Genomic DNA, 17,780 nt, shown 5'->3' with positions numbered 1-17,780 from the left:
GACTTTTTTACAAGGTGACGGAATAAAGGCATCACATCCGGTGTTTACTGTAGGAGCGGTGCCGGCTGGCGGCACCGGTTAGCATGGAGAACAAGATCATGGCACGTGTGCGTCTTACCTCTGCAGCATCCCTCGTTCGTCCCGCCGCGCTGGCGCTCGGCTGCGCGGCTGTCCTGCTCGCCGGCTGTTCCGGCATGGGCATGGGCGGCAGCAGCGCCGGCACCATGCCGCCCACGGTGAAGGTGACCGGTGGCGTGCTGACTGACCCGCAGGGCCTGACGCTGTACACCTTCGACCGCGACACCGCCAACAGCGGCAAGAGCGCCTGCAACGGCCCCTGCGCCACCAACTGGCCGCCGCTGATGGCCGCGCCAGGCACCAACGCGTCGGGCCAATACACCATCATCACGCGCGATGACGGCGGCAAGCAGTGGGCCTACCGCGGCATGCCGCTGTACCGCTTTGCCAAGGACGCCAAGCCTGGCGACAAGACCGGCGACAACCTCAACAACGTCTGGCACGTCGCCAAGCCCTGATGGGCTGATGCCCCGGACGTACTGAAGCAAGCCACGGCATGGAAGGCTTTGAAGGCCAGCTCGTCGCGCTGGCGCCGCGGCTGCGGCGCCACGCGCGCGGCCTTACCGGCGACTCGGCGCAGGCCGACGACCTGGTGCAGGACACGCTCGAGCGCGCGCTGCGCTACCGCTGGCGCTTCCGCCTGCGCCCCGGCGCCTGGTGGGGCGACGGCGCCGACGGCCTGTTGCCGTGGCTGCTGACCCTGATGCACCGGCTGCGCCTGAACAGCTTGCGCCGCAAGGACCTGGTGGTGGCCACCGATACCCTGCCCGAGGTCAGCGCGCCCGCGGCCGACCCCGGCCTGCGCCGCGATCTGCTGCAGGCGCTGGCGCAGCTGCCCGAAGCCCAGCGCGCGGTGCTGCTGCTGGTCAGCCTGGAACAACTGACTTATGCCGAGGCGGCGCGCGTGCTCGACATCCCGCAAGGCACGGTGATGTCGCGCCTGGCGCGTGCGCGCGAGCAGATGCGGCGGCTGCTCGACGGCGGTGCCCCCGCCCAGCCGATACCTGCCGCCAGCTCACTGCAGCGGGTGAAATGATGTCCGCGATCCACGAAGCCGATCTCCATGCCTACGCCGATGGCCAGCTGTCTGGCGCGCGCCGCGCCGCGGTGGAAGCGTACCTGGCGCAGCACCCGGATGCAGCGGCGCAGGTCGCCGCGTGGCGCCGCCAGGCCGATGCGCTGCACGGCATGCTGGATCCCGTATTGAACGAGCCGGTGCCGATGGCCGCGCTGCCGCCCGCCCTGCATGGCGAGCCGCGCCAGGCCGGGCGCCGCCGCGCGCCGCGCTGGACCATGGCGCTGGCCGCGAGCTGTGCCTCGGTGGCATTGCTGGCGCTCGGGGGCGCGCTCGGCTGGATGGCCCACGATCGCATGGACACCACCACCACCGTGGCGATGGCACCCGGCGAGCGCTTTGCGCGCGAGGCGCTTGCCACGCATGTGGTGTACGCGCCGGAAATGCGCCACCCGGTGGAAGTCGCCGCCAGCGACGAGGCGCACCTGATCGCGTGGTTGTCCAAGCGCCTCGGCATGGCGCTGCAAGTGCCCGACCTGCGCGCGCAGGGCTTCCACCTGATCGGCGGACGGCTGGGCGTGGCCGAAGGCGGCCCGTCGGCCATCCTGATGTACGAAGCGGACGACGGCACGCGCCTGTCGCTGCAGTTGCGGCGCATGGCGCAAGGCACGCCCGACACCGGCTTCCGCGTCGAACGCATGGCGCGCGAAGGTTCTCGGCGGCCGGCTCCAGGCCCGGCGCCGATGGCGTTCTACTGGATCGACCGCGACCTCGGCTTTGCGCTGGCCGGGCCGCTGGAGCGCGCCCGGCTGCTGACGCTGGCGCAGGCGGTCTACCAGCAATACCAGGGCGGCTAGCCCCTGGCGTGGTGACTACGCCGCATCGAAAAAATCTGTCAGGACTGGCCCGCACGCCACGACCAAGCACTGAGTCCAACCCTGCAAGCGCCAGGCAACGAGGAAAACCATGTTGATTCCTTCCCCCAAATGGCTCCGCGGCGGCGATATCGCCGCCGACGAGATCACCCCCCGCGATGTCTTCGAGTCGCGCCGCCGCATGCTCGCGCTGGCCGCTGCAGGTGCCGCCGGCGCCACGCTGGCGCCATGGTTTGCCCGCAACGCCTGGGCGCAGGGACAGCACGGCCCGAAGCTGGCGGCCACGCCCAACAACGCCTACGTCGTGACCGAGAAGCGGACGCCCTACGAGGACGTGACCAACTACAACAACTTCTACGAGTTCGGCACCGACAAGTCCGACCCGGCCCGCAACGCCGGCACGCTGCGCCCGCGCCCGTGGCAGGTGTCGGTGGAAGGGCTGGTGAAGAAGCCCAAGGTCTACGATCTCGATGAGCTGATGAAAGTCGCGGCGATGGAGGAGCGTGTCTACCGCCTGCGCTGCGTCGAAGGATGGTCGATGGTGATCCCCTGGATCGGCTATCCGCTGGCCGAGCTGATCAAGCGCGTCGAGCCGCAACCCGGCGCGAAATACGTGCAGTTCATCACGCTCGCCGACAAGAAGCAGATGCCCGGCGTCAGCAGCAGCGTGCTCGACTGGCCCTACAGCGAAGGCCTGCGCATGGACGAGGCGATGCACCCGCTGGCGCTGCTGACCTTCGGCCTGTACGGCGAGGTGCTGCCCAACCAGAACGGCGCGCCGGTGCGCATGGTGGTGCCGTGGAAATACGGCTTCAAGAGCGCCAAGTCGATCGTGAAGATCCGCTTTGTCGACAAGCAGCCGCCCACCAGCTGGAACCTGGCGGCGCCGCAGGAATACGGCTTCTATTCCAATGTGAACCCCGACGTCGACCACCCGCGCTGGAGCCAGGCGACCGAGCGCCGCATCGGCGAGGACCGCGGCGGCGGTTTCGGCGCGCTGTTCGCGCCCAAGCGCAAGACGCTGCCGTTCAACGGCTACGGCCAGCAGGTGGCATCGCTGTACCAGGGCATGGACCTGAAGAAGAACTTCTGATGCCGGGTGAACGCATGGCCTCCACTTCCAACGCAGTGACCGCCGCGGGCGGCGTGGCGCGCAAGCCGGCCGGCCTGGCTGCCTTGTCGCCGCAGCGCGTGCGCGCCATCAAGATCGTACTGTGGCTGCTGGCCCTGTTGCCGTTCATCCGCCTGCTTTACCTGGGCGCAACCGGGCAATATGGCGCCAACCCGCTGGAATTCGTCACCCGTTCCACCGGCACCTGGACCCTGGTGATGCTGTGCCTGACGCTGGCGATCACGCCGCTGCGCCGGCTGACCGGCTGGAACTGGCTGATCAGGCTGCGCCGCATGCTGGGTTTGTTTGCGTTCTTCTATGGGGTGCAGCACTTCCTGCTGTGGATCGGCGTGGATCGCGGCTTCGACCTGGCCTACATGATCAAGGACGTGTACAAGCGCCCCTTCATTACGGTGGGGTTCACGGCCTTCATGCTGATGGTGCCGCTGGCGTTGACGTCGACCAACGGCATGGTGCGCCGCCTGGGCGGCAAGCGCTGGCAGGCGCTGCACAGGCTGGTCTATGCGACCGCCGTGCTGGCGATCCTGCACTACTGGTGGCACAAGGCGGGCAAGAACGACTTCGGCGAAGTCTCCATCTATGCCGCGGTGATGTTCGTGCTGCTGGGGATGCGGGTCTGGTGGTGGGCGCGCAAGGGCAGGGCTGCCTGATGAACTGCAGCGCCGCAGCCGGCCCCATAGCCGGCTGCGCTGCGCAGATCAGTCCTGCAGCAGGCGCTCGTCGCGGAACAGGTCTTCGACCAGTTCGCGCTCGCGCACCAGGTGCACGCGGGCGCCGTCCACCATCACTTCGGCGGCGCGCGGGCGGGTGTTGTAGTTCGAGCTCATGGTGAAGCCGTACGCGCCCGCGGACATGACCGCCAGCAGGTCGCCCGGCTGCACCGACAGCGCGCGGTCGCGGCCAAGCCAGTCGCCCGACTCGCACACCGGCCCGACGATGTCGTAGGTCACCATCGCAGCGTCGCGCAGCGCGACCGGCTCGATGCGGTGGTACGCCTCGTACATCGCGGGGCGGGCCAGGTCGTTCATCGCCGCATCGACGATGCAGAAATTCTTGGCTTCGCCAGGCTTGAGGAATTCCACCTGCGTCAGCAGCACGCCGGCATTGCCCACCAGCGAACGGCCCGGCTCGAACAGCACCTCGCGGTGGCCGTGGCCTCGCGCGGCCACGCGTTCCAGCAGCGTGGTGGCAAAGCCGGTGATGTCGGGCGGGGTCTCGTCGGTATAGGTGATGCCGAGGCCGCCGCCCACGTCGATGTGCTCGAGGTTGATACCCTCGCGCTCGAGCGCCTCGACCACGTCCAGCACCTTGTCCAGCGCTTCCAGGTAGGGCTCGACCTCGGTGATCTGCGAGCCGATATGGCAGTCGATGCCGGTCACTTCCAGGTGCGGCAGCGCGGCCGCGGCGCGGTAGGTCGGCAGCACGTCCTCGAAGGCGATGCCGAACTTGTTACCCTTCAGGCCGGTGGAAATATACGGATGGGTCTTGGCGTCGACATCCGGGTTGATGCGCAGCGACACCCGGGCGCGCTTGCCGATACGGCCGGCAACCTCGTTCAGGCGGTCCAGCTCGGGGATCGACTCGACATTGAAGCAGCGTACGTCGTGCGCCAGCGCCAGTTCCATCTCCGCCGCGCTTTTGCCCACGCCCGAGAACACCACCTTGCGTGCGTCGCCGCCGGCGGCCAGCACGCGCTTGAGTTCGCCGCCCGAGACGATGTCAAACCCCGCCCCCAGCCTGGCGAACACTTGCAGCACGGCCAGGTTGGAGTTGGCCTTCATGGCGTACTGGACCTGCGCCTTGCGGCCCTGGCAGGCGGCGGCGTAGGCCTGGTACGCGGCGGTCAGCGCCGCGCGCGAATAGACATAGGTGGGCGTGCCGAACTCAGCGGCGATCTGCGCCAGCGGCACCTGCTCGACGGCAAGCGCACCGTCCTGGCGATGGAAAAAAGCGGTCATGGTTATCGGGTAGTGGGGGCGGCGGGCGACGATGCCGGCTGGCTGGCCGGAGCCTGCGCCGGAAGGGGCACCGCGTCGGTACGGCCCAGGCCGGGATCGGCCGCGGTGGGCGCAGTCGGCTCGGGCGGTACCTTGGGCATGGTCAGCGGCCCGCGGATGCCGCATCCGCCCAGCAGGGGCATCGCAAGGGTGGCGGCAAACGCCGATACAATCGCAACACGACGCAGCATCGGTTGTCCCATCGGTCGTCCTTTAGGCTGTTGGCATGACGTTGGCGGGGTCCGGCGCGGCCGGATCGCCGAGGCGCTGCGCAACATGAATTCTCAACAAAAAAGCCGTTCGCGCCACGTACGCCCGGTCCGGGCAGCGGCGGCAACGGCGGTCTCGGAGTTTAGCATGCCCCCCTTGAGCGAAAGCGAGTTCCTGGCCCTGGCCACCGAGGAACTGGACCGCATCGAAGCCGCGGTCGAAGCGGCCGCCGACGCGGCCGATGCCGATGTGGAAATCAGCCGCACCGGCAACGTGATGGAACTGGAGTTCGAGAACGGCTCCAAGATCATCATCAACAGCCAGGCGCCGATGCAGGAACTGTGGGTGGCGGCGCGCTCCGGCGGCTTCCACTTCCGCCGCGACGGCGAGCGCTGGGTCGACACGCGCAATGGCGGCGAACTGTACGCGGCGCTGTCGGGCTATGTGAGCGAGCAGGCCGGCGCCATCCTCAAGCTGGGCTGAAGCAAAGCACGCGTTGCGCAAAGAAAAAGCCGGCCATGGCCGGCTTTTCTGCATTCTGGCGATACTGCGGAGCAATCAGGCGCCGCCGAACATTTCCAGGATCTTCTTCTTCTCCTGCTCGGTATCCGGCGCCGGTGCCGTCGAGGATTCGTCCGGCTTGCCCGGCCACGGGTCGCCCAGGCCGACCGAGGCCACGCCGGCTCCGCCCGCGTTCTCCTCAAAGGTCCAGTCGCCGCCCACCATCAGCACGCCTTCGGGCGCCGGCCGCTCCGGCGACTCGGGCACGCCCTTGAGCGCCTTGCTCATGTAGCCGACCCAGATCGGCAGCGCCAGCCCGCCACCGGTCTCGCGCACGCCCAGGCTCTTGGGCTGGTCGTAGCCCATCCAGGCAATCGCCACCAGGTTAGGCGTGTAGCCGGCGAACCAGGCATCGACCGCATCGTTGGTGGTACCGGTCTTGCCGGCCAGGTCGTTGCGGCCCAGGCGCTGCTTGGCGCTGTTGGCGGTGCCAAAGCGGACCACGTCGCGCAGCATGGTGTCGGCGATAAACGCGGTGCGTGCGTCGAGCACGCGCACGGCATCGGTGCCGGCGCGTTGCGGATGGGTTTCGGAGATCACGTTGCCGCGCGCGTCCACAACCTTCTGGATCAGGTAAGGGTTGACGCGGTAGCCGCCGTTGGCAAACACCGAGTATGCGCCCGCCATCTGCAGCGGCGTCACGGCGCCGGAGCCCAGCGCCATCGGCAGATAGGCGGGATGCTTGTCGGCCTCGAAGCCGAAGCGGGTGATGTAGTCCTGCGCATACTGCGTGCCGATCGCGCGCAGGATCCGCACCGAAACCAGGTTCTTGGATTTGGCCAGCGCGCGGCGCATGGTCATCGGGCCTTCGAAGCGGCCGTCGTAGTTCTTCGGCTCCCACACCTGCCCGCCGGTATCGGGACCGATCGTCAGCGGCGCGTCGTTGATCACCGTGGCCGGCGAGAAGCCCTTCTCCAGCGCCGCCGAATAGATGAACGGCTTGAAGCTCGAACCCGGCTGGCGCCAGGCCTGCGTCACGTGGTTGAACTTGTTGCGGTTGAAGTCGAAGCCGCCCACCATGGAGCGGATCTCGCCGTCCTGCGGGTTCAGCGACACGAACGCGGCGGCTACTTCCGGCAGCTGCGTGACCGACCAGTTGCCCTTGTCATCCTGCGTCACGCGGATGATCGCGCCGGGGCGCATCTTCATCTTGGGCTGCGCGTTCGCCGACATAGACGGCGAGATAAAGCGCAGCGCCGAGCCTTCGATGGTCGCCACCTCGCCCGACAGCAGCGTGGCCTTGACCTGCTTGGATGACACGCTGGTGACCACGGCCGAGCGCAGGTCGCCGCTGCCCGGGTGCTCGACCAGCGCATCGTCGATCGCCTGCTCGCGCTCGGCCGGATCGGAAGGCAGGTCGACAAAGGCCTCGGGGCCGCGGTAGCCGTGCTTGCGCTCGTAGTTCATGATGCCGGTGCGCACGGCTTCGTACGCGGCATCCTGGTCGGGCTTGGTCAGCGTGGTGTAGACGGTCAGGCCACGCGTGTAGGTTTCTTCACGGTACTGCGCGTACATCAGCTGGCGCACGATTTCGGCGACGTACTCGGCATGGGTCGAGAACTCGTTGCCCTCGGTGCGCACCTTCAGTTCCTCGCGCACCGCCGCGTCGTATTGCTCGGGGCTGATGTAGCGCAGGTCGCGCATGCGCTGCAGGATGTATTCCTGGCGCACCTTGGCGCGGCGGGGGTTGACCACCGGGTTGTACGCCGACGGCGCCTTGGGCAGGCCGGCCAGCATCGCGGCCTCGGCCGGCGTCACGTCGCGCACCGACTTGCCGAAGTACACGCGCGCGGCGCTGTCGAAGCCGTATGCGCGCTGGCCCAGGTAGATCTGGTTCATGTACAGCTCGAGGATCTGGTCCTTGTTCAGGTTGGCCTCGATCTTGTACGCCAGCAGCATTTCGTAGATCTTGCGGGTGTAGGTCTTCTCGCTCGACAGGAAGAAGTTGCGCGCCACCTGCATGGTGATGGTCGACGCACCTTGCGACAGGCCCCCGCGCAGGTTGGCCAGTCCCGCGCGCATCACGCCGACGAAGTCGACGCCGCCGTGTTCGTAGAAGCGGTCGTCCTCGATCGCCAGGACGGCCTTTTTCATCACGTCGGGGATTTCGGCGATCGGCACGAAGTTGCGGCGCTCTTCGCCGAACTCGCCGATCAGCACATTGTCCGCCGTGTAGATCCGCAGCGGGATCTTGGGCCGGTAGTCGGTGATGGTGTCCAGCGAGGGCAGGTTGGGCGCGGCCACCAGCAGCGCATAGCCGAGCAGCAGCGCGATCATGACGGCACCGGCAACAACCAGCCCCACCGCCCAGAACATGAAGCGCGCCCAGATCGGGCGGCGGGCAGGATGCTTCTGTTGTGCTGTGGCCATAAGGAAAATACCTAGTCAGGGGTGCCGGGCATTATATCTTCCGGCATCGGGCGTGCCGGGCGCGCAGTGCCCCGCGCGTCGCTACAGTGCTGTTACAAGATGTAAGACAGCGGAAGGCGGCATGCAGGGCGAAGTTACATGCAGCAAGCTTAGGCGGAAGGGAACCCGACGACCGTGGGGTTTTGACAACGGATTGGCGAGAGCCGTCTGAAAAAGGAATCGTGGTCAGACCGGCACATTGCCACCGGTGCCGGTTTTTGTGAGAATCGGCCAACATATAAGAGCAAGTGTTTCGGTCAAGAAACAAGGCTCGCCCGATTAGAGCGTACAAGCCGTGGGCGAGTTCAAAGTCAGGGGGGTCACCTTGCGACGGGGCATTTTGTCGGGGCTTCTGCGCCGGACTACGGTCGGCGTGGATATCGGGTCTTCCAGTATCAAGGTAGTCGAGTTGTCCGTCGGTGGCGGCAAGCACGACTATCGGCTGGAAAAGTGCGCCAGCGAACTGCTGGACCGCAATGCCGTTGCCGATGGCAACGTCATCAACATTGAAGCCGTCGGGATCGCGCTCAGGCGTGCGCTCGGCAAGGCCGGCATCCGCTCGAAAGACGTGGTGCTGGGCGTGCCGTCCATGCTGACCGAGTCGCAGACCGTCAGCCTGCCGGACAACCTGTCCGAGGACGAACTGTATTCGCAGGTCGAGTCCGAGGCACACCGGCTCTATCCGCCATCGCAGGCGGTCAATTTCGACTTCGCCGTGATCGGCCCCAGCGAGACCGAGGGCGGCATCGGCGTGCGCGTCACCGCTGCCAACAGCGACCGCGTGCAGGAGCGCGTGACCGCCGCCGAGATGGCCGGGCTCAAGCCGCAGGTGATGGACGTCGAAGAGTACGCGGTGCAGCGCTCGATCGTGCAGATGCTGGGCGTGCCCCAGGAGATGTCCGAAGCCGATGCCCGCGCGCTGCCCGTGGTGGCGGTGGTCCACCTGGGCGGCAGCCGCTCCAAGGCGATCTTCTACCAGGGCTGGAAAGAGCTCTACGAACAGCCGCTGAACAGCTACGGCGACCAGCTCACGCAGAGCGCGGCGCGCATGTTCACGCTCGATGCGCTCAAGGCCGAGATCAAGAAGCGCAAGAACACGCTGCCCGAAGCGTGGCGCGCGCAACTGCTCAAGCCGTCGCTCGATGCGCTGGCGCTGGAAGTGCAGGCCGCGATCGGCAACTTCATCGCCAGCTCCAGCCTGGGACGCGTCGACGAGATCCTGCTGTCGGGCGGCCATGCCTCGCTGCTGGGCGTGCAGGCGGCGATCCAGCAGCAGACCAAGATCACCACCACGCTGGCGAATCCGTTCGCCAACATGGCGACCAACGCCAAGGTCAACGAGCGCTACCTGCAGCGCGACCTGCCGGCGTATATCGTCAGTGCCGGCCTGGCCCTGCGCGGCCTGCAATAACGCACCGGAGGCATTCGAATGTCCACGAACACGCTGCCTTCGGTCAACCTGCTGCCTTACCACGAAGCCCGCAAGGCGGCGCGGCGCAAGAAGGTCTATTCCCTGCTCGGCGGTGCGGCCGCGGCCGGTGCCGCCGTCGTGCTGCTGGGCGGGCTCTATATCGACGGTCGTATCGACTCCGTGGTCGCGCTGAACCAGGTGCTGAGCGCGGAGAACGCCAGGCTCGATGGCCAGATCCGCGAGGTCAACAACCTCAAGAAGGATATCGACGCGCTGCTGCAGCGCCAGAAGGCGGTGGAAAGCCTGCAGACCGAGCGCAACCGCCCGGTCCAGCTGCTGGAAGAACTGGTGCGCCAGGTGCCGGAAGGGGTCTACCTGACCAGTCTGAAGCAGGCGGGCGAGGCCTTCACCATCGCCGGCGTGGCCCAGTCCAACGAGCGCATCTCCGAACTGCTGCGCAACCTTGGCGACGTGCCGTGGCTGGACAAGGCCGAGCTGGTCGAGTCCAAGGCGGTCACGATGACCAACAACCTGCGCGAGCAGCGCCGGCTGTTCGATTTCTCGATGCGCTTCGCGTACCGCGCGCCGGAGGCGCCGGACGCCAATGGCAAGAAGGGTACGGCGGGCAATCCCGCCGGCGCACCTGCTTCAGCACCCGCTTCAGCTCCCGCACCTGCAGCCGCATCCGGAAAGGCAGCCTGACCATGGCGCTCAATACCGAAATCAACCTGGCCGACCTGACGAGCCAGTTCCGCGGGCTCAACCTCAACGAGCCGGAAACGTGGCCGGCCGCGCCGCGCGTGCTGTTCGCCGTGATGGCCGCGGCGCTGGTGCTGCTGCTCGGCTGGCAGTTCTACTGGAGCGGCAAGTTCGACGAGCTCGGCCGCCAGCGGCTGGAACAGGAAAACCTGAAGCAGGCGTACCAGACCAAGGTGGCGCAGGTGGCCAACCTCGACGCATTGCGCGAGCAGAAAAAGCAGGTCGAGCAACGCGTCGCGCTGCTGGAGCGGCAACTGCCCAACAAGACCGAGATGGACGCGCTGCTGGCCGACGTCAACCATGCCGGCGTGGCGCGCGGCCTGCAGTTCGAGCTGTTCAAGCCACAGGCGGCGGTGCTCAAGCCTTACTTTGCCGAGATCCCGGTGAACCTGCGCGTGACCGGCCGCTACCACGAGGTGGCGCAATTCAACGCCGACGTGGCCGCGCTGTCGCGGATCGTGTCGATGCAGAGCCTGCAGCTTGCCCATACCAAGGAGGGTGGACTCTCCATGGAGGCGGTCGCAATGGCGTACCGTGCGCTCGATCCTGACGAGCAGGCCGCGCAACGCAAGGCCGCCGCGGCTGCCGCCGCGGCCAAGACGGGAGGTGCCAAATGAGCCGCACCCATCGCACCCATTGCGCCCATCGTCCTGGCGGCCCGGCATGGCGGCGCCTGCGGGCATCGCCCCGCGTGATGGCGGCAGCGGCGCTGGCCGTCGGCCTGCTGGGCGCGTGTGGCGCCAGCGACGAAGACGCGCTGCGCCAGTGGATGGACGCCACGCGCAACGCCCGCGCCAAGCCGCCCGAGCCGTTGCCCGAAGCCAAGCCCTACGTGGCGCGCGAATATGCCGCGGCCAATGCGCCGGAGCCCTTCGCCCAGGCCAAGATCGGCGAACTGAACAAGACGCTGTCGGATTCGCCCGAAGCCGGGCGGCCGCGCCAGCCGCTGGAAGACTACCCCCTCGAGAATTTCAAGATGCTCGGGATGCTGAAGAAGCAGGGGGAAACCTTCGGCATCGTACGCGTCGATAACAAGATCCACCACGTAAAGGTGGGTCAGTATCTCGGCCAGAGTTACGGCCGGGTGGTCCGCATCACCGATCAGGAGATCGTGTTGCGCGAATTAGTCCGGGAGGGGGTATCCGAGTGGAAAGAGAAAATGACCAGCCTCAAGCTGGAGGTGTCGGCATGACCCCCGCGCGCTGGTACCGTGCGCTCGCGGGCGCCGCAAGCGCGACGCTCGCGCTGTTGCTGCTCAGTGCCGCACCGGCGGCACTGGCACAGAGCAACCGGATCAAGGCGGTGGACGTCAGCACGGTCGGCGAGCAGACCGTGTTCACGGTCGAACTCGAACGGCCGCTGGCGCAGAAGCCGATCGATTTCACCACCCAGAACCCGGCACGGCTCGCGATCGATTTTGCCGATACCGGCGTTGCCAACGGGCGCGCGCAGTATGACTACGGCGGCAAGCTGGTCAAGGCCGCCAACGTGCTGCAGATCGGCAACCGCACCCGCGTGATCCTCGAGCTTACCCGCAACGCCACCTATCGCACCGACCAGCGCGGCAATGTCTTCGTGGTGGCGCTGGATAATGTGGCGCCGGCGGTCAAGAACGCCGTGCCCACGTTCGCCCCGGCTGCGGCGACGACGCCTGCAGCCGCGGCGGCGCGGCCGTCGGTGCGCCATATCGACTTCCGGCGCGGCGCGGACGGGGCCGGGCGCGTGGTGGTGGACCTGTCCTCGCGCGATTCGGGCATCAATATCGCGCAGCAGGGTAAGAACGTGGTGGTCGATTTCCTCGGCACCACGCTGCCTGACCACCTGCGGCGGCGCTTCGATGTCAGCGACTTCGGCTCGCCGGTGCAGAGCATGCTTGCCTCCGACACCAACGGCAATGCGCGCCTGACCATCGAGCCGCGCGGCCACTGGGAATACAGTTCCTACCAGACCGACACGCAGTTCGTGGTCGAGGTGCGGCCCGTCAAGGAAGACCCGACCAAGCTGATCAGCGGCCCGGGCTACCGTGGCGAGCGCCTGTCGCTGAATTTCCAGAATATCGACATCCGTTCGCTGCTGCAGGTGTTCGCGGACTTCACCAACCTGAACATCATCACCAGCGAAAGCGTGCAGGGCAATATCACGCTGCGGCTGAAGGATGTGCCGTGGGACCAGGCCCTGCAGATTGTGATGGATGCCAAGGGGCTGGCGTCGCGCCGCAACGGCAATGTGCTGTGGGTGGCGCCCAAGGCTGAACTCCAGACCAAGGAAAAGCTCGAGCTCGAGTCGCAGCAGCAGATCAATGACCTCGAGCCCATCCGCAGCCAGGTGTTCCAGCTCAACTACCAGCGCGCCGAAGACGTGCGCCGGATGCTGTTGGGCATGGGTGCCGGCGGCGGCAGCGCTGTGACCCCCGTTGGGGCGGCGGGCGGCGCGGGGGCGAGTGCGCGCATGTTGTCCAAGCGCGGCTCGCTGACCGCCGATGCGCGCACCAACCAGCTGTTCGTGTCGGATATCGCCAGCAAGCTCGAAGAGGTGCAGAGCTTTATCGGCAAGATCGATATCCCGGTGCGCCAGGTCATCATCGAGGCGCGCATTGTCGAGGCCACCGATTCCTTCAGCCGCAACCTCGGCGTGAAGCTGGGCTTTGCCGGGCAGTACAACAACGCCAAGGTCGGCAACACCTATAACAACGTGCTGCCGGGCTCGACCTCGGACAACGGCCCGTTCCTGAGCCTGCCGGCCGCCTCGATCAACGGCACCAACCCGGCCAACATCGCGGTCAGCCTGTTCAACAGCGCGGCCACCCGTTTCCTGGCGCTGGAGCTGTCGGCGCTCGAGGCGGACGGCAAGGGCAAGATCATTTCCAGCCCGCGCGTGGTCACGGCCAACAACATCAAGGCGCTGATCGAGCAGGGCACCGAGCTGCCGTACCAGGCCGCCACCTCCAGCGGCGCCACCTCGGTGCAGTTCCGCAAGGCCAACCTGAAGCTGGAAGTGACGCCACAGATCACGCCTGAAGGCAATGTGCTGCTGGACGTGGACGTGAACAAGGACAGCGTCGGTATCCAGACCACGTCGGGCTTTGCCATCGACACCAAGCACGTGCAGACGCAGGTGCTGGTGGAAAACGGCGGCACCGTGGTGATCGGCGGCATCTACACGCAGACCGAGTCCAACGACACCGACAAGGTGCCGCTGCTGGGCGATATCCCGGTGCTGGGCTACCTCTTCAAGAACAACGCCAAGGTCCGCAACCGGACCGAGCTGCTGGTGTTCCTGACGCCGCGGATCCTGAACGAAAGCGTGTCGCTGCGGTGATCGCACCGGGGGTTCGACGCCGGATACAGTAGACTGGCAGGCCGCATCGACAGATGCGGCCTTTTTTGTTGCCGCCGGGCTGGACCGGTGGCCAGCCAGGCCAGGAGGAGGCCGGCATGCGCGGCAATACACGCGGGGATGTGGTCGATGCTGCATCCGGCACTTGCCGTGCGCACCACAACATAAGAAGATGATGCAGTTCCTAACCGGGGAGGGCGGCCCAGGCGCCGCGCTCCCGAACGACAGTCCCGTGACAGCTTCTGCGACAGGGTCGGCACCGCGCCCGCACCCCGATCGACAGGAATCCGACCGACCGGAATCCGATCGACCCAATCTCTTTTTCGTCGGCCTGATGGGCGCCGGCAAGACTACCGTGGGCCGCACGGTGGCGCGGCGTCTGCATTATCCGTTTTTCGATTCCGACCACGAGATCGAGGCGCACTGTGGCGTGCGCATCCCGGTGATCTTCGAGGTCGAGGGCGAAGCCGGCTTCCGCGACCGCGAGACCGCGATGATCCGCGAACTGGCCGGGCGCCAGGGCATCGTGCTGGCCACCGGCGGCGGCGCGGTGCTGCGCGCCGAAAACCGCGAGGTGCTGAAGGCCCGCGGCACCGTGGTCTACCTGCGCGCGAGCCCCCACGACCTGTGGCTGCGCACCCGCCACGACCGCAACCGCCCGCTGCTGCAGACCGAAGACCCCAAGGGCAAGCTCGAGGCGCTGTACGCCCAGCGCGACCCGCTCTACCGCGAGGTGGCGGATTTCATTATCGAAACCGGCAAGCCTTCGGTGGCGCAGCTTGCTAATATGGTGCTGATGCAACTCGAAATGGCCGGCTTCGCGATCGATCCCCCGCAACCGGCGCCGCAGGACCCCACCCATCCATGATCACGCTTGAAGTCGACCTGGGAGCGCGCAGCTACCCCATCCATATCGGTACCGGCCTGCTCGACAACGCCGAACTGCTGCGCCCGCACGTGCGCGGCCAGCACGCCGTCATCGTCACCAATGAGACCGTGGGGCCGCTCTATGCGGCGCGCGTCGAGGCCAGCCTGAAGTCGCTCGGCAAGATTGTGCGCACGGTCACGCTGCCCGACGGCGAGGCCTTCAAGCAGTGGGAAACGCTGAACCTGATCTTCGACGCGCTGCTGCAGGCCGGTGCCGACCGCAAGACCACGCTGGTCGCGCTGGGCGGCGGGGTGGTGGGCGACATGACCGGGTTTGCCGCCGCCTGCTATATGCGCGGCGTGCCGTTCATCCAGGTGCCGACCACGCTGCTGTCGCAGGTGGATTCATCGGTGGGCGGCAAGACCGGCATCAACCACCCGCTTGGCAAGAACATGATCGGCGCGTTCCACCAGCCCAACGCGGTGATCGCCGATATCGACACGCTGCGCACGCTGCCCCCGCGCGAACTGGCCGCCGGCATGGCCGAGGTGATCAAGCACGGCGCCATTGCCGACGCCGAGTACTTTGCCTGGATCGAGCGCAATATCAAGGCGCTGAACGACTGCGACCCCGAGCTGATGGCGGTGGCGGTGCAACGTTCGTGTGAAATCAAGGCCGGCGTGGTGGCGCAGGACGAGCGCGAGGGCGGCCTGCGTGCCATCCTCAATTTCGGCCACACCTTTGGCCATGCGATCGAGGCCGGCATGGGCTACGGCGCCTGGCTGCACGGCGAGGCGGTGGGCTGCGGCATGGTGATGGCCGCAGACCTCTCGCACCGGCTGGGCTTTATCGACACCGAGACCCGCGCCCGCATCCGCGAACTGACGCTGGCAGCCAACCTGCCGGTGGTGGCGCCGGAACTGGGCACCGACCGCTATATCGAAATGATGAAGGTCGACAAGAAGGCCGAGGCCGGCAGCATCAAGTTCATCCTGCTGAAGAAGCTCGGCGAGGCGTTCATCACCACGGTGCCGGACGCCGACCTGCGTGCCACGCTGCAGCACGCGGTGCTTAAACCTCCCACCGAGGCCACGGTCGCTTGAGTGACCGGTTATGCCTCGCAACCCAGGCCCACAAACCTACAGCCAACGGATTGCCGCATGACCGACTTTGAAAGCCACCTCGCCCCGTACGCCGCCCGCTCCGCGCAGACGCGCGGGCGGGTGCACGCCGAACCTGCGTCGCAGTCGCGCAGCGAATTCCAGCGCGACCGGGACCGGGTCATCCACAGCACCGCGTTCCGGCGGCTCGAATACAAGACCCAGGTCTTCGTCAACCATGAGGGGGACCTGTTCCGCACCCGGCTAACCCATAGCCTGGAGGTGGCGCAGATTGCCCGCTCGATCGCCCGCAACCTGCGCCTCAACGAAGACCTGGTCGAAGCCATCTCGCTGGCGCACGACCTTGGCCATACCCCCTTCGGCCACGCCGGGCAGGATGCGCTCAACGCCTGCATGAAGAACCATGGCGGCTTCGAGCACAACCTGCAGAGCCTGCTGGTGGTGGATGAGCTGGAGGAGCGCTATGGCGGCTTCAATGGCCTGAACCTGACCTTCGAGACCCGCGAGGGCATCCTGAAGCACTGTTCGCGCGTCAATGCCGCGGCGCTGGGCGAGCTGGGCCGGCGCTTCCTGGAGGGCACGCAGCCGTCGCTGGAGGCGCAACTGGCCAACCTGGCGGACGAGATCGCCTATAACAACCACGATATCGACGACGGCCTGCGCTCCGGCCTGCTGACGCTGGAGCAGCTGGACGAGGTCCCGATGTGGGCGCGCCATCGCGCCGAGGTAGCCGATGCCTTCCCCGGCGTGAATGGCCGGCGCGCCATCAACGAGACGGTCCGGCGCATGATCAATACGCTGATCGTGGACCTGATCGAGACCACCAGCCGCAACATCGCCGCCGCCAACCCGCGCAATATCGACGCGGTGCGGGCCGCCGGCCCCCTGGTGGGCTTCAGTCCCCAACTCCATGAGGAAGCGGCGGCATTGAAGCGCTTCCTGTTCCGGCACCTGTACCGGCATTACCTGGTGATGCGAATGTCGGCCAAGGCCCAGCGCATCGTCGGCGACCTGTTCGGGGCCTTCATGTCCGATCCGCGCCTGCTGCCGCCCCAGTACCAGGCCGGCCACGGCGCCGACCAGCCGCGGCTGATCGCGCATTACATCGCCGGCATGACGGACCGCTATGCAATCCGCGAGCACCGGCGCATCTTCGCGGTCAGCGAGGGCAACTGATACGCAAGGAAGGGCTTGGGCACCTTCGGATAATTGGGGACGGATCAGGCTATCATGCGGGCATCGACGCTCGCATGACCTGCCATGGCCCGCCTTCCCCGTTTCTCCCCCGCCGGACTTCCCGCCCTGGTGTTGCAACGTGGCAACAATCGCCAGGACGTCTTCGTCGGCCCGGACGATTACCTGCATTACCTCGACTGCCTGCGCATGGCCGCGCGCGAGCATGACCTCGCCGTCCACGCGTACGCGCTGCGGCCCAATCATGTCCACATCGTGGCCACGCCCAAGGGGGCGGACTCGCTAAGCCTGACCATGCAGGCGGTCGGCCGCCGCTATGCACGCTACTTCAATCGCGTGGCCAACCGCACCGGCACGCTGTGGGAAGGGCGCTTCCGCTCGGCGGTATTCGAACCGGCGCCATGGATGCTGCCGGCCATGCTGTATGTCGAAGGCAATGCGCTGCGCGCGGGTGAGGTCTCGACGCCCGAGGCCGACCGCTGGAGCAGCTATCGCCATCACGCCGGCATCGAGGCAAGCCCACTTGTGAGCGATCACTCCGCGTACTGGGAGCTGGGCAATACCCCGTTTGAACGCCAGTCGAATTACCGCATGCTGACCGCCGAGGGGCTTTCCGGCCGCACGCTGCAAGCGCTCCGCAGCCATGCCCACAGCGGTTGGCCTCTTGGTGACGAGGTATTCTTGGCGCAGCTTGAGCGGGGTGCAACGCGACGCGTGCAGCCGCTCCCGAAAGGGCGCCCCAAAAAGGTGCAAGTTTCGGCGGAAGAGGTGCTGCCCGCCACGCAAAAGTGATGTGTCCCCATTTAAGTCCGTC

General features: G+C 66.8%; 18 protein-coding genes. 15 read left to right on the top strand and 3 right to left on the bottom strand.

The genetic code is table 11. The annotated features are described in order from the left end of the window. Positions 1-98 precede the first annotated feature (98 nt). From IPF36_RS25200 to msrQ, 5 genes are all read left to right on the top strand, one after another. A complete protein-coding gene (locus tag IPF36_RS25200) occupies positions 99-536 on the top strand; it encodes a hypothetical protein (RefSeq protein WP_195431093.1) in 438 nt (145 codons plus the stop codon). 38 nt (positions 537-574) lie between these two features. After that, entirely contained in the window at positions 575-1,114 is a 540-nt protein-coding gene (locus IPF36_RS25195) for an RNA polymerase sigma factor (protein WP_133093439.1), read from the top strand. Continuing rightward, positions 1,111-1,950, top strand: coding sequence for an anti-sigma factor (locus tag IPF36_RS25190; protein WP_135706068.1), 840 nt, complete (start codon positions 1,111-1,113; stop codon positions 1,948-1,950). Before IPF36_RS25195 ends, IPF36_RS25190 begins: the two co-directional genes overlap by 4 nt. Before the next feature lie 109 nt (positions 1,951-2,059). Further along, the gene (gene msrP / locus IPF36_RS25185) at positions 2,060-3,061 is read left to right on the top strand and encodes a protein-methionine-sulfoxide reductase catalytic subunit MsrP (protein WP_135706067.1); all 1,002 of its coding nucleotides are present in this window, start codon (positions 2,060-2,062) and stop codon (positions 3,059-3,061) included. Further along, complete coding sequence (gene msrQ / locus IPF36_RS25180; protein ID WP_133093442.1) at positions 3,061-3,750, top strand: protein-methionine-sulfoxide reductase heme-binding subunit MsrQ; 690 nt, start codon at positions 3,061-3,063, stop codon at positions 3,748-3,750. The genes msrP and msrQ overlap by 1 nt, the downstream gene beginning before the upstream one ends. A gap of 48 nt (positions 3,751-3,798) precedes the next feature. On the opposite strand, the gene lysA is transcribed toward msrQ, so the two are convergent. Together lysA and IPF36_RS25170 are read right to left on the bottom strand one after the other, a co-directional pair. Then, entirely contained in the window at positions 3,799-5,058 is a 1,260-nt protein-coding gene (gene lysA / locus IPF36_RS25175) for a diaminopimelate decarboxylase (protein WP_135706066.1), read from the bottom strand. 2 nt (positions 5,059-5,060) lie between these two features. After that, positions 5,061-5,288: a hypothetical protein gene (locus IPF36_RS25170; RefSeq protein ID WP_133093444.1), complete on the bottom strand. Its 228-nt coding sequence runs from the start codon at positions 5,286-5,288 to the stop codon at positions 5,061-5,063. A gap of 166 nt (positions 5,289-5,454) precedes the next feature. Here IPF36_RS25170 and cyaY point away from each other — a divergent pair, with 166 nt between their 5' ends. After that, positions 5,455-5,790: an iron donor protein CyaY gene (cyaY, locus tag IPF36_RS25165; protein WP_135706065.1), complete on the top strand. Its 336-nt coding sequence runs from the start codon at positions 5,455-5,457 to the stop codon at positions 5,788-5,790. A gap of 75 nt (positions 5,791-5,865) precedes the next feature. Here cyaY and IPF36_RS25160 read toward each other — a convergent pair whose 3' ends face one another. Beyond that, on the bottom strand, positions 5,866-8,238 hold the full coding sequence (locus IPF36_RS25160; RefSeq protein WP_167884601.1) for a penicillin-binding protein 1A: 2,373 nt from the start codon (positions 8,236-8,238) through the stop codon (positions 5,866-5,868). A 379-nt stretch (positions 8,239-8,617) separates the two neighbouring features. Here IPF36_RS25160 and pilM point away from each other — a divergent pair, with 379 nt between their 5' ends. From pilM to IPF36_RS25115, 9 genes are all read left to right on the top strand, one after another. Continuing rightward, positions 8,618-9,688, top strand: a complete 1,071-nt coding sequence (gene pilM, locus IPF36_RS25155; RefSeq protein ID WP_195431139.1) for a type IV pilus assembly protein PilM — start codon at positions 8,618-8,620, stop codon at positions 9,686-9,688. Between the two features lie 18 nt (positions 9,689-9,706). After that, positions 9,707-10,390, top strand: a complete 684-nt coding sequence (locus IPF36_RS25150; protein WP_133093446.1) for a PilN domain-containing protein — start codon at positions 9,707-9,709, stop codon at positions 10,388-10,390. A 2-nt stretch (positions 10,391-10,392) separates the two neighbouring features. Beyond that, the gene (locus tag IPF36_RS25145; protein ID WP_135706064.1) at positions 10,393-11,064 is read left to right on the top strand and encodes a type 4a pilus biogenesis protein PilO; all 672 of its coding nucleotides are present in this window, start codon (positions 10,393-10,395) and stop codon (positions 11,062-11,064) included. 77 nt (positions 11,065-11,141) lie between these two features. Beyond that, a complete protein-coding gene (locus IPF36_RS25140) occupies positions 11,142-11,639 on the top strand; it encodes a pilus assembly protein PilP (RefSeq protein WP_133093535.1) in 498 nt (165 codons plus the stop codon). Then, positions 11,636-13,765, top strand: coding sequence for a type IV pilus secretin PilQ (pilQ, locus tag IPF36_RS25135; RefSeq protein ID WP_135706063.1), 2,130 nt, complete (start codon positions 11,636-11,638; stop codon positions 13,763-13,765). Before IPF36_RS25140 ends, pilQ begins: the two co-directional genes overlap by 4 nt. A 352-nt stretch (positions 13,766-14,117) precedes the next feature. Beyond that, positions 14,118-14,651, top strand: coding sequence for a shikimate kinase (locus IPF36_RS25130; protein ID WP_133093536.1), 534 nt, complete (start codon positions 14,118-14,120; stop codon positions 14,649-14,651). Further along, positions 14,648-15,754, top strand: coding sequence for a 3-dehydroquinate synthase (gene aroB / locus IPF36_RS25125; RefSeq protein WP_195431091.1), 1,107 nt, complete (start codon positions 14,648-14,650; stop codon positions 15,752-15,754). The genes IPF36_RS25130 and aroB overlap by 4 nt, the downstream gene beginning before the upstream one ends. A gap of 57 nt (positions 15,755-15,811) precedes the next feature. After that, positions 15,812-16,948: a deoxyguanosinetriphosphate triphosphohydrolase gene (locus IPF36_RS25120; protein WP_063241249.1), complete on the top strand. Its 1,137-nt coding sequence runs from the start codon at positions 15,812-15,814 to the stop codon at positions 16,946-16,948. Between the two features lie 84 nt (positions 16,949-17,032). Next, entirely contained in the window at positions 17,033-17,758 is a 726-nt protein-coding gene (locus IPF36_RS25115) for a transposase (RefSeq protein ID WP_195431088.1), read from the top strand. Positions 17,759-17,780: the final 22 nt, after the last annotated feature.

Source organism: Cupriavidus sp. IK-TO18 (assembly GCF_015549295.1).
GTDB classification, from domain to species: domain Bacteria; phylum Pseudomonadota; class Gammaproteobacteria; order Burkholderiales; family Burkholderiaceae; genus Cupriavidus; species Cupriavidus oxalaticus_A.
The sequence above is the reverse complement of the archived record's forward strand: the minus strand, read 5'-3'. Positions and strand labels throughout refer to the sequence as shown.

Excerpts from the sequence above, each read along its gene's own strand:
- IPF36_RS25115 (WP_195431088.1), top strand. The coding sequence starts at position 17,033 with ATGGCCCGCCTTCCCCGTTTCTCCCCCGCCGGACTTCCCGCCCTGGTG.
- msrQ (WP_133093442.1), top strand. The coding sequence starts at position 3,061 with ATGCCGGGTGAACGCATGGCCTCCACTTCCAACGCAGTGACCGCCGCG.
- IPF36_RS25130 (WP_133093536.1), top strand. The coding sequence starts at position 14,118 with ATGGGCGCCGGCAAGACTACCGTGGGCCGCACGGTGGCGCGGCGTCTG.
- IPF36_RS25120 (WP_063241249.1), top strand. The coding sequence starts at position 15,812 with ATGACCGACTTTGAAAGCCACCTCGCCCCGTACGCCGCCCGCTCCGCG.
- aroB (WP_195431091.1), top strand. The coding sequence starts at position 14,648 with ATGATCACGCTTGAAGTCGACCTGGGAGCGCGCAGCTACCCCATCCAT.
- msrP (WP_135706067.1), top strand. The coding sequence starts at position 2,060 with ATGTTGATTCCTTCCCCCAAATGGCTCCGCGGCGGCGATATCGCCGCC.
- IPF36_RS25160 (WP_167884601.1), bottom strand. The coding sequence starts at position 8,238 with ATGGCCACAGCACAACAGAAGCATCCTGCCCGCCGCCCGATCTGGGCG.
- IPF36_RS25190 (WP_135706068.1), top strand. The coding sequence starts at position 1,111 with ATGATGTCCGCGATCCACGAAGCCGATCTCCATGCCTACGCCGATGGC.
- IPF36_RS25200 (WP_195431093.1), top strand. The coding sequence starts at position 99 with ATGGCACGTGTGCGTCTTACCTCTGCAGCATCCCTCGTTCGTCCCGCC.
- IPF36_RS25140 (WP_133093535.1), top strand. The coding sequence starts at position 11,142 with ATGGCGGCAGCGGCGCTGGCCGTCGGCCTGCTGGGCGCGTGTGGCGCC.
- IPF36_RS25150 (WP_133093446.1), top strand. The coding sequence starts at position 9,707 with ATGTCCACGAACACGCTGCCTTCGGTCAACCTGCTGCCTTACCACGAA.
- IPF36_RS25195 (WP_133093439.1), top strand. The coding sequence starts at position 575 with ATGGAAGGCTTTGAAGGCCAGCTCGTCGCGCTGGCGCCGCGGCTGCGG.
- IPF36_RS25170 (WP_133093444.1), bottom strand. The coding sequence starts at position 5,288 with ATGCTGCGTCGTGTTGCGATTGTATCGGCGTTTGCCGCCACCCTTGCG.
- lysA (WP_135706066.1), bottom strand. The coding sequence starts at position 5,058 with ATGACCGCTTTTTTCCATCGCCAGGACGGTGCGCTTGCCGTCGAGCAG.
- cyaY (WP_135706065.1), top strand. The coding sequence starts at position 5,455 with ATGCCCCCCTTGAGCGAAAGCGAGTTCCTGGCCCTGGCCACCGAGGAA.
- pilQ (WP_135706063.1), top strand. The coding sequence starts at position 11,636 with ATGACCCCCGCGCGCTGGTACCGTGCGCTCGCGGGCGCCGCAAGCGCG.
- IPF36_RS25145 (WP_135706064.1), top strand. The coding sequence starts at position 10,393 with ATGGCGCTCAATACCGAAATCAACCTGGCCGACCTGACGAGCCAGTTC.